Below are 10,270 nucleotides of genomic sequence, written 5' to 3'. Positions count from 1 at the left end.
CCGTCCGGCGTTTGAGGACGAGGCCCGTTCAGGGCCGAAGCGGGGGTCTGGGGGCGGCAGCCCCCAGGGGACGGGAATGGGTAGGGGCGGCGGGGGCGAAGAACTCCCGTCAGCCACCAGCCGCCCGCACCAACCCCCGCATCACCCGCAGATCCTCACCCATCTCCGGATGCCACTGAACTCCCAACGTCCAGGGAGCAGTGGGCAGTTCGATCGCCTCCACCGTCCCGTCCTCCGCGTACGCCGACGCCACCAGGCCCGTACCCAGACGCTCCACGGCCTGGTGGTGATACGTCGGCACCGACGTCTCCTCCGGCACGACACCGGCGTACAAACTCCCCGGCACCGGCTTCACGCTGTGGCTGCCGAAGACGCCCACGACCTCCGCGTGCCCGTCGATGTGCTGCACGAGGGTGCCGCCGAGGGCGACGTTCAGGAGCTGCATGCCCCGGCAGATCCCCAGCAGAGGGATGCCCGCGGCCAACGCCGCGTCGATCAGGGCCAGCTCCCAGGCGTCCCGCTCCCGCGCCGCCGGCCCGGTGCGGGGCTCACGCTCCGCGCCGTACCGGACCGGCTCGACATCCGGACCGCCCGCGATGACCAGCCCGTCCAGCCGGGCGACGGCCGCGGCCGCGTGCGCCGGGTCGTCCGGCGGAAGCATCGCGGCCAGGCCACCCGCCCGCTGCACCAGCCGCGGATAGCCGGCCGGCAGCAGCGCCGCCTCCAGCTCCCACACGCCCCAGCGCGCACCGGACTCCAGATAGGTGCTGACACCGATCAACGGCCTGGCCACCACAACTCCCTCACAGTCGATGCTTCAGTCCCGTGCCAACTCTGCCTCGGCCGCCGCCAGCGCCGCGAACTCCTCCTCCGGCGCCCTCGCCACCAGCCGCTTACGGCTGTACAGGCCGAAGTACCCGATCGCGACCACGTACACGGCGAGCGCGATCAACGCGGCCGTCACGTCCACCAGGAACGTGGCCACCAGCGCCGCACAGGCCAGCACCAGGGCGACCGAGGAGGTCAGCATCCCGCCCGGCGTACGGTACGGGCGCGGAAGTTCCGGCTCGCGGCGGCGCAGCACGATGTGCGACAGGGACATCAGCGCGTAGGAGATGGTCGCGCCGAAGACCGCGATGTTCAGCATCCGGGCGCCGTTCCCCGACATCGCCGCCAGCAGGAAGCCGATCGTGCCGGGCACCAGCAGGCCGAGGTACGGCGCCTTGCGGCGGCTGGTGAGGGAGAGGAAGCGGGGCAGGTAGCCCGCGCGGGACAGGGCGAACAGCTGGCGCGAGCCCGCGTAGATCAGGGAGAAGAACGACGCCACCAGGCCCGCCAGGCCCGCGTAGTTCACGATCCGGCTCAGCGTCGTGGCCTTGCCGTCCGGCTGAAGCGCCTCGACCAGCGGGTTGCCCGCCTCCTGGATCGCCGCCGAGCCACGCGCACCGGCGGCCGCGAAGAACGTCACCACGGCCAGCACCACCAGGATGGCCATCGACCAGCGGATCGCCTTCGGCAGCGTACGGGCCGGCTCCTTCGTCTCCTCGGCCGCCAGCGGAACCCCCTCGACACCCAGGAAGAACCACATGCCGAAGGGGAACGCCGCCCAGATGCCGAGCAGGCCGAAGGGCAGCCAGGAGTTCGACCCCGCCGCCGAGGAGTCGACCGGGATGTCGTCCAGCGACGCGAAGGAGAAGTCGGGCAGCGCCGCCAGCGCGAACACGATCAGGGCGACCACCGCGATCCCGGTGACCACGAAGCTGAAGCGCAACGCCTCGCCCACGCCCCACAGGTGGATGCCGAGGAAGATCGCGAAACAGACCAGGTACATCGGCCAGCCGGACTCCAGCCCGAACAGGCCCAGCGACTCGACGTAGTCGCCGATGAAGATGACGATGGCGGCGGGCGCGAGGACGTACTCGATGAGGATCGCCGTACCGGTCAGGAAGCCGCCCCACGGGCCGAGCGCCCGGCGGGCGAAGCCGTAGCCCCCGCCCGCCGTCGGCAGGATCGAGGACAGCTCGGCGAGGGCGAAGACCATGCACGCGTACATCGCGCCCATGAGCACCATGGCGATCGCCAGGCCCCCGAAGCCGCCCTCGGCCAGGCCGAAGTTCCAGCCCGAGTAGTCGCCGGAGACGACGTAGGCGACGCCGAGGCCGGTCAGCAGCACCCAGCCGGCGCTGCCGCGGCGCAGCGTTCTGCGCTCCAGATAGTCGTCCGCCTCGGGGGCGGGTGTGCTTGTGGATTCCAGGGACATGGGTGGACTCCCCACGAGGTGGCGGACACCGAGCAGTTCCGGGCACGGTGGGGTCGACCGAGCTCCGGCTCAATGGAATGGATCCACACCTTTGCGGTGTCGGCCGCGGGAAGGCAATACCCTTGCGTTAATCGCCCGTAAAACCTTGGCTCACCGGCACGTGACGCGGCTGCTCAGCCGAGGAAGCCGCGCAGCAGCGCCGCCGTGCCCCCGCAGTGCTCGCGCATGATCTCCCGCGCGCACTCGGCATTGCCCTCGATCACGGCCTCCACCAGGGCGGTGTGCTGCCGCTGGGAGTGCTCCAGGTTGCGGACGAGGAGCGGGATGCAGTCGAGCAGGTCGTTGACGGTCGCGCGGACGGCCGCGTACTGGGCGGTGAGCGTGGGGGAGCCGGACAGCTCGGCGAGCGTCAGGTGCAGCAGGGTGTCCAGACGGCGGTACTCGGCGAGCGGGGCGTCGTGCGTGCGGGCCAGGGCCTCGCGCAGCCGGTCGGTCTGCTCCTCGTCCAGCCCGTGCGCCGCGCACAGTCCGGCCGCGCCCACCTCCAGCACCTCGCGGAAGCGCAGCGCGTCCTCGACGTCCACGTCCTTCAGCCGGCGGCGCAGCTCCTCCTCGCCCGGGGTCTCGGGGCGTGGCAGCACGAACGTGCCGCCGTAGCGCCCGCGCCGCGACTCGACCAGGCCCTGGTCCTGGAGCACCTTCAGCACCTCGCGCAGCGTCACCCGGCTGATCCCGAGCCGGTCGGCCAGCTCGCGCTCCGCCGGCAGCCGTTCGCCGCCCGGCACCAGGCCGAGCCGGACGACCTGGAGGATCTGCTCCAGGGCCTCCTCGAAGCCGTTGCCCGCCCGCACCGGCCGCAGTACCGACGTCAGTCGGTCGTCGGCTCCGGGCGCCCCGTGCTCCGTGCCCGCCTGCGGCATGTGGTCGGACTGCGACATATGGCCGGACCCCCTTCCCAATCAATGGTCCTTGGCAATACCTTATGGCTTCCGGCTGACCGAAGTAAGCCGAATGGAGGCTCTCCCGTGGCAGACCGCACACCCCCGCTGAGCGTCGAGGAGCTGCATGCCCTCGTCGCGAGCGGTGAGATCGACACTGTCGTCCTGGCCTTCCCCGATATGCAAGGGCGGCTCCAGGGCAAGCGGTTCGCCGCCCGCTTCTTCCTCGACGAGGTGCTCCACCACGGCACCGAGGGCTGCAACTACCTCCTCGCCGTCGACACCGAGATGAACACCGTCGACGGCTACGCCATGTCCTCCTGGGACCGCGGCTACGGCGACTTCGCCATGCACCCCGACCTGGCCACGCTCCGCCGAGTGCCCTGGAACGCCGGTACGGCCATGCTCGTCGCCGACCTCGCCTGGAACGACGGCTCCCCGGTGGTGGCCGCACCCCGCCAGATCCTGCGCCGCCAGCTGGAACGCCTCGCCGAGCACGGGTACACGGCCAAGGTCGGCACCGAGCTGGAGTTCATCGTCTTCAAGGACACCTACGAGCAGGCCTGGGACGCGAACTACCGCGGGCTGACCCCGGCCAACCAGTACAACATCGACTACTCGGTCCTCGGCACCGGACGCATCGAGCCCCTGCTGCGCCGCATCCGCAACGAGATGACAGGCGCCGGCCTCACCGTCGAGTCCGCCAAGGGCGAGTGCAACCCCGGCCAGCACGAGATCGCCTTCAAGTACGACGACGCCCTGGTCACCTGCGACCAACACGCCGTCTACAAGACCGGCGCCAAGGAGATCGCCGCCCAGGAGGGCGTCTCGATCACCTTCATGGCCAAGTACAACGAGCGCGAGGGCAACTCCTGCCACATCCACCTCTCGCTCGCCGACCCGGCCGGGAACAACGCCATGGCCGGATCCTCGGACGACCCCGGTGGCATGTCCGAGGTCATGCGGCACTTCCTCGCCGGACAGCTGGCCGCCCTGCGCGACTTCTCCCTGCTCTACGCTCCCAACATCAACTCCTACAAGCGGTTCCAGCCGGGCTCCTTCGCCCCGACCGCCGTCGCCTGGGGCTACGACAACCGCACCTGCGCCCTGCGCGTCGTCGGCCACGGCCGCTCGATGCGCTTCGAGAACCGGCTCCCCGGCGGCGACGTCAACCCGCACCTCGCCGTGGCCGGACTGGTCGCGGCCGGCCTCTACGGCATCGAGCAGAAGCTGGAGCTGCCCGAGCCGTGCCCCGGCAACGCCTACGCCGCCGACTTCGAGCACGTCCCGACGACGCTGCGCGAGGCCGCCGAGCTCTGGGAGAACAGCCCGATCGCCAAGGCCGCCTTCGGCGACGAGGTCGTCGCGCACTACCGCAACATGGCGCGCGTCGAGCTGGACGCCTTCGACGCCGCGGTCACCGACTGGGAGCTGCGCCGCTCCTTCGAACGCATGTGAGGCCCTTCTTGTCCGACCAGCTCCAGGTACTCAATCCGGCCACCGAAGAGGTCGTCGCCACCGTCCCGGCCGCCACCGCGGCCGACGTGGACGCCGCCGTCGTACGCGGCGCGTTGGCGCAGTCCGGGTGGGCCGCCCTCGCGCCCGGCGAACGCGCCCGGCTGCTGCGCCGGTTCGCCGTCGCCGTCGACGAACACCTCGAAGAGCTCGCCCAGTTGGAGGTCCGCGAGGCCGGGCACACCGTCGGCAACGCCCGCTGGGAGGCGGGCAACGTCCGCGATCTGCTCGACTACGCGGCCGGGGGAGTGGAGCGGCTGACCGGCCGCCAGATCCCCGTGCCCGGCGGCCTGAACGTGACGATCCTCGAACCGCTCGGCGTCGTCGGGGTCATCGCGCCCTGGAACTTCCCGATGCCGATCGCGGCCTGGGGCACGGCGCCGGCGCTCGCGGCCGGCAACGCGGTCATCCTCAAGCCCGCCGAGACGACCCCACTGACCGCAATGCGGCTGGCCGAACTCGCCCTGGAGGCCGGGCTTCCGGAGGGCCTGTTCCAGGTGCTGCCCGGCCACGGTCCCGTCGCGGGCAACGCCCTCGTCGAGCACCCGGGCGTCGCAAAGATCGTCTTCACCGGGTCGACGACCGTGGGCAAACAGGTGTTGGCAAAGGGCTCCGCGCTCCTCAAGCGCGTCACCCTCGAACTCGGCGGCAAGAGCCCCAACATCGTCTTCGCCGACGCCGACCTCGAAGCCGCCGCGGCCGCCGCCCCCATGTCCTTCCTCGACAACTCCGGCCAGGACTGCTGCGCCCGCACCCGCATCCTCGTCCAGCGCTCCGCCTACGACCGCCTCCTGGAGCTGCTGAGCCCCGCGATCGAGGCGGTGACGGTCGGCGACCCGGCCGACGAGAAGACCGACATGGGCCCGCTGATCTCCAAGGTCCAGCTGGAGCGCGTCCGTTCGTACGTCACCGACGACTTTGACGGCATCCGCGGCAAGGCCCCCGAGGGCCCCGGCTTCTGGTTCCCGCCCACTGTCCTCACCGGCGTCGACCCGCACGCGCGCGTGGCCGTCGAGGAGGTCTTCGGCCCGGTCGCCGTCGTCCTCCCCTTCGAGGACGAGGCGGAGGCCGTGGCGCTCGCCAACGCCACCGACTACGGCCTCTCCGGCTCCATCTGGACCCGTGACGTCGGCCGCGCCCTGCGCGTCTCCCAGGCGGTCCGGGCCGGCAACCTGTCCGTCAACTCCCACTCCAGTGTTCGCTACTGGACCCCCTTCGGCGGCTTCAAGCAGTCCGGCATCGGCCGCGAGCTGGGACCGGACGCCCTGACCGCCTTCACCGAAACCAAGAACGTCTTCATCAGCACGAAAAGCACAGAGAGCACGGAGGCCTGAGCCGCTCATGACCGACAACACCGAGGGAATCATCTGCCGCCGCCTGGTGGGCCGTACGGCTGTCATCACCGGAGCCGGCAGCGGCATCGGCCTCGCCACCGCCCGCCGCCTCGCCTCCGAGGGCGCGCACGTCGTCTGCGGCGACGTCGACGAACAGCGCGGCAAGGCCGCCGCCGAGGAGGTCGGCGGGATCTTCGTGAAGGTCGACGTCACCGACCCCGAGCAGGTGGAGGCGCTCTTCAAGACGGCGTACGACACCTACGGCAGCGTCGACATCGCCTTCAACAACGCCGGCATCTCGCCGCCCGACGACGACTCCATCCTGGAGACCGGCCTGGAGGCCTGGAAGCGCGTCCAGGAGGTCAACCTCACCTCCGTCTACCTGTGCTGCAAGGCCGCCATCCCCTACATGCGGCAGCAGGGCAAGGGCTCCATCATCAACACGGCGTCCTTCGTGGCCCGGATGGGCGCGGCGACCTCGCAGATCTCGTACACCGCCTCCAAGGGCGGGGTCCTCGCCATGTCCCGCGAACTGGGCGTGCAGTTCGCCCGCGACGGCATCCGGGTCAACGCCCTGTGCCCGGGACCGGTCAACACCCCCCTCCTCCAGGAGCTGTTCGCCAAGGATCCCGAGCGCGCCGCGCGCCGCCTGGTCCACATTCCGGTCGGCCGTTTCGCCGAGGCCGAGGAGATCGCCGCCGCCGTCGCCTTCCTGGCCAGCGACGACTCCTCCTTCGTGAACGCCACCGACTTCCTGGTCGACGGCGGAATCTCGGGGGCGTACGTCACGCCGCTGTAGGCCGTCCTACAGTGGCCGGGATGAGCATGACACCCCAGCCCGGCTGGTACCGCGACCCCTCCGCCCCGCATCTGGAGCGCTGGTGGGACGGAACGGCCTGGACCGAGCACCGGCGCGCTCCCGAGGTTCCGGGACCGCCGGTGCCGACGCCGCCCGGCCCGCCGGTACCCGGTCCGCCGGCCGCCGGTGATGCCTCCGCGCAGCGGTCCAAGGTCATCGCCCTCACCGCCGCCGGAGCAGTCCTGGTCACCGCGATCGTCACGGGCGCGATCGTCCTCGGCGAGGACGGCGGGGGCGCGGAGGTGAACACCGCGCCGACGCTCGCGACCTCCGAGCCCGCGACCAGTGAGCCGGCCACCGCCACCCCCACCCCGTCGGCGTCCACCTCCGAGCCCTCCGCCGACGACCCGGCCGTCGTGGTGGACCAACTCAACGGCATCACCCTGCCGTTGCTCAACGGCTGGGTCAGGCCGCAGACCTTCACCGAGCCCGACGTCCTCATGGCCACGGACGGCACCTACGAATGCCCCGGCGACGACTTCGGCTTCTGCCGGCACGGCAAGGTCGTCTCGCGCACGGCGGCCCAGAACGGCGAGGCGTCCCTCGAGGCCCTCGCCAGGGCGGACATCAAGCAGGCGGCCGGCGAGGCCTACGACCGCGACCGTTTCGGCCGGCGCCCCTTCGGCGGCCTCGAGTCCCATCAGGTCGTCAAGTCCGGCCAGGTCAAGGTGGCGGGCCGCACCGGCTACTTCGTGCGCTGGCGGGTCAGGACCGCCGAGGGACCGGGCGGATACGTCCAGTCCCTCGCCTTCGCGTCCCCCATCGGCACCGAGGCGCCGGTCATCGTCCGTTACGTCTTCGACGCGGGCGAGGACGGGCCGCCGCCGGCCGACATGGACCGCCTCACCCGGGGCATCCGGCCCACGACGGACTGAGCCACAGGGAACCGAGCCACAGGGCACTGGCTACAGGAAGGTGTGCCCCTCACCCCGGTACGTCGGCACGGTGGCCGTCACCGAGTCCCCCTCGATGAGGTGGAGCTTCTCGAACCGCTCGCACAGCTCACCCGCCTTGGCGTGCCGGAACCACACCTTGTCGCCGATCAGCAGATCGTCCGCGGGGGAGCCGAGCAGCGGCGTCTGCACCTCGCCGGGCCCTTCCTGGGGGTCGTAGCGCAGCCCCTCGGGCAGATACGGCACCGGCAGCCGGTCGGCGCCGGGCGCCCCGGACGCCGGGTACCCGCCGCCGAGGACGGTGACGACCCCCACACCCGGCCTGCGCACGACGGGCTGGGCGAAGAGGGCGGCCGGACGCCCGCTGAAGGACGTGTAGTTGTCGAACAGCCGCGGGACGTACAGCCCCGACCCGGCTCCGATCTCGGTGACGCAGTCCTCGGCCGCGGTGTACTGCACGCTCCCGGTGCCGCCGCCGTTGACGAACTCCAGGCCGGGGGCGACGGCCCGCACGGCCCGCACCACTTCGGCCCGCCGCTCGGCGAGTTCACGCCGCGCGGTGGCCTGCATCAGCCGGATCGCCCGCGACCGCAGCGGCCGCCCGGCGACGGCGTCCCCGACCCCGGCGATGTGCCCCTCGTACGCCATGATCCCGACCACCTCGAACCCGGGCCGCCGGGCGACGACCCGGGCCATGTCGGCGACCTGGGCGGGGGAGTGCAGCGGCGAACGCCGGGCGCCGACGCGCACGCGCCCGCCGAGCAGCTTCAGCGAGGTGTCCAACTCCAGGCAGACCCGCACGACTTCACGCCCGCCGTCCCGGGCCTCGTCGATGAACCGGAGCTGTGCCGGATCGTCGATCATCACGGTGACGGCGGAGGCGAGCTTGGGATCACTGGTCAGCTCGGCGAACGCGGCGCGGTCGGCGGACGGATAGGCGAGGAGAACGTCCTCGAACCCGGACCGCGCCAGCCACAGGGACTCGGCGAGCGTGAAGGACATGATCCCCGCGAACCCGTCCTTCGCGAGCACCCGCTCCAGCAGGGCACGGCAGCGTACGGACTTGCTGGCGACACGGATCGGCTTTCCTCCGGCGCGGCGGAGCATGTCGTCCGCGTTGGCGTCGAAAGCGTCCAGGTCCACGATCGCGAGAGGGGCTTCGAGAGGGGCGGTGGCCCGGTCGTAACGGGCCCGGTCGGCGGCGCGCGCAGTCATGAACGAAGCCTGCCATGCAGGATTACCGCAGGGTAGGGGGATGTTCCGGGCAGATGCACACGGCGTCCCGGACTGGTTCCCGTTCGCTCAGGATCAACCCGTAGAGTGACGCGCACGCATGTGTGGGGAACGCCCCGGCCGCACGACCGCGCCCGGATGACACCCCGCCCGTGCGGGTATGCGTGCCTGGTCGGACGAGTCCGCGCCGGGCAGACGGACAACGCGACGACGGCCCGCGTACGAGGATGGGCCCGGGCACGAGGAAACGGGGGGTGCATGAGCACGGAAGCGCGCCGCGCCCCCGTCCCCCCACGCCCCACGGCACCCCCACCGCCCGCCACCCCGCCCCGCCCGACCGCACCACAGCCGAGACCCGCGCAGCCGCCGACGGCCGGCGACACACAGGGTGAGCAGACGGTCCCGGACGCGCAGGCCACGCGGACGACCGGTGAGGGTTCGCGAACGGAGGGACCGGTGCCTGGCGGTGTCGGCGGTGGACCGGGTTCGGTGCCGCAGGGAGCGGTGCGTGGCGGTGCCGGCGTGGGGCGGGGGGCTGCCGGTCCCGTGCCGTCGCGCGGCGAGGCCGCCGCGCCGCCGCAGACCGAGGGCATCGGCGCCGGAACCTCGGATCCGCGTGCCTGGGCCGGATCGCCGGGCTCGGACGGCTCAGGTGCAGTGCCCTCGCCTCGGAGCAGCGACGCCGGCACCAGGGAGGCGGGCGCAGACGCCTCCACAGCCACAGACGCCCCCACGTCCCCGCCCCCACCCCGTGCCTCGGCACGCTTCCCGGACGCGCCCCCCATGGCGGGGCGGGCCGACGCCGGCGACGGGCGTCGCGACAGTGGCGGATCGTTGCGCCAAGAGGGCACCGGACAGGCCGCACCCACCGCCCCGCCCCGCCCGGCCGACCGTCCCTCGACGCCCCGCCGCACGGGCGCCCCCGCCGAGACCGCCGCGGAGACCACCTTCCGGCTCCGTCCGATCCCCGCGGAGCCGCCGCCCGAGACCGACAACCGCCCGTTCCCCGCAGGCACGCCTGCCCAGCCGGGCGCCAGGCCCGCGCAGGGACCTGCCAGCGCGCCTTCCCAGCCGATGGCCGGGTCCGCGCATGGTCCCGCCGGGGCGTCTCCTCAGTCGGGCGCCGGCCTCACGCAGGCTTCCGCCGGTACGCCATCGAACCCGGGCGCCATGCCTGCGCAGGGTCCTGCCAGCGCGCCTTCCCAGCCGATGGCCGGGTCCGCGCATGGTTCCGCCGG

8 protein-coding genes are annotated in these 10,270 nt (G+C 72.2%); 4 read left to right on the top strand and 4 right to left on the bottom strand.

Annotated features, from left to right (window positions below):
* Positions 1–109 precede the first annotated feature (109 nt).
* The 3 genes from ADL12_RS48160 to ADL12_RS48150 form a co-directional block, all read right to left on the bottom strand.
* A complete protein-coding gene (locus ADL12_RS48160) occupies positions 110–796 on the bottom strand; it encodes a gamma-glutamyl-gamma-aminobutyrate hydrolase family protein (RefSeq protein ID WP_062715559.1) in 687 nt (228 codons plus the stop codon).
* A 21-nt stretch (positions 797–817) separates the two neighbouring features.
* A complete protein-coding gene (gene eat / locus ADL12_RS48155) occupies positions 818–2,260 on the bottom strand; it encodes an ethanolamine permease (RefSeq protein ID WP_062715557.1) in 1,443 nt (480 codons plus the stop codon).
* Between the two features lie 173 nt (positions 2,261–2,433).
* Positions 2,434–3,180 carry a FadR/GntR family transcriptional regulator gene (locus ADL12_RS48150; protein WP_062715561.1) on the bottom strand — a complete coding sequence of 249 codons (747 nt, stop codon included), beginning with the start codon at positions 3,178–3,180 and terminating at the stop codon, positions 2,434–2,436.
* Positions 3,181–3,285: 105 nt separating this feature from the next.
* On the opposite strand from ADL12_RS48150, the gene ADL12_RS48145 reads away from it, so the two are divergent.
* From ADL12_RS48145 to ADL12_RS48130, 4 genes are read left to right on the top strand one after another with little or no spacing between them, the layout of a single operon-like run.
* Positions 3,286–4,656: a glutamine synthetase family protein gene (locus tag ADL12_RS48145; protein ID WP_062715555.1), complete on the top strand. Its 1,371-nt coding sequence runs from the start codon at positions 3,286–3,288 to the stop codon at positions 4,654–4,656.
* 8 nt (positions 4,657–4,664) lie between these two features.
* A complete protein-coding gene (locus ADL12_RS48140; protein ID WP_244188309.1) occupies positions 4,665–6,047 on the top strand; it encodes an aldehyde dehydrogenase family protein in 1,383 nt (460 codons plus the stop codon).
* A 7-nt stretch (positions 6,048–6,054) separates the two neighbouring features.
* Positions 6,055–6,846 (top strand): 3-oxoacyl-ACP reductase, encoded by a 792-nt coding sequence (locus tag ADL12_RS48135; RefSeq protein ID WP_062715552.1) that lies wholly within the window; start codon positions 6,055–6,057, stop codon positions 6,844–6,846.
* 26 nt (positions 6,847–6,872) lie between these two features.
* Entirely contained in the window at positions 6,873–7,781 is a 909-nt protein-coding gene (locus tag ADL12_RS48130) for a DUF2510 domain-containing protein (RefSeq protein ID WP_062715549.1), read from the top strand.
* Between the two features lie 30 nt (positions 7,782–7,811).
* Here the strand turns inward: ADL12_RS48130 and ADL12_RS48125 are convergent, their stop codons facing one another.
* Positions 7,812–9,014, bottom strand: a complete 1,203-nt coding sequence (locus ADL12_RS48125) for an amino acid deaminase/aldolase (protein ID WP_062715547.1) — start codon at positions 9,012–9,014, stop codon at positions 7,812–7,814.
* Between the last annotated feature and the right edge of the window lie 1,256 nt (positions 9,015–10,270).

Source organism: Streptomyces regalis, assembly GCF_001509475.1.
GTDB classification, from domain to species: Bacteria; Actinomycetota; Actinomycetes; order Streptomycetales; family Streptomycetaceae; genus Streptomyces; species Streptomyces regalis.
This window is presented reverse-complemented; position numbering and strand designations above follow the sequence as displayed.

What these genes read in the sequence shown, in the direction of transcription:
- eat (WP_062715557.1), bottom strand. Translation starts at nt 2,260, where the DNA reads ATGTCCCTGGAATCCACAAGCACACCCGCCCCCGAGGCGGACGACTAT.
- ADL12_RS48125 (WP_062715547.1), bottom strand. Translation starts at nt 9,014, where the DNA reads ATGACTGCGCGCGCCGCCGACCGGGCCCGTTACGACCGGGCCACCGCC.
- ADL12_RS48150 (WP_062715561.1), bottom strand. Translation starts at nt 3,180, where the DNA reads ATGCCGCAGGCGGGCACGGAGCACGGGGCGCCCGGAGCCGACGACCGA.
- ADL12_RS48135 (WP_062715552.1), top strand. Translation starts at nt 6,055, where the DNA reads ATGACCGACAACACCGAGGGAATCATCTGCCGCCGCCTGGTGGGCCGT.
- ADL12_RS48130 (WP_062715549.1), top strand. Translation starts at nt 6,873, where the DNA reads ATGACACCCCAGCCCGGCTGGTACCGCGACCCCTCCGCCCCGCATCTG.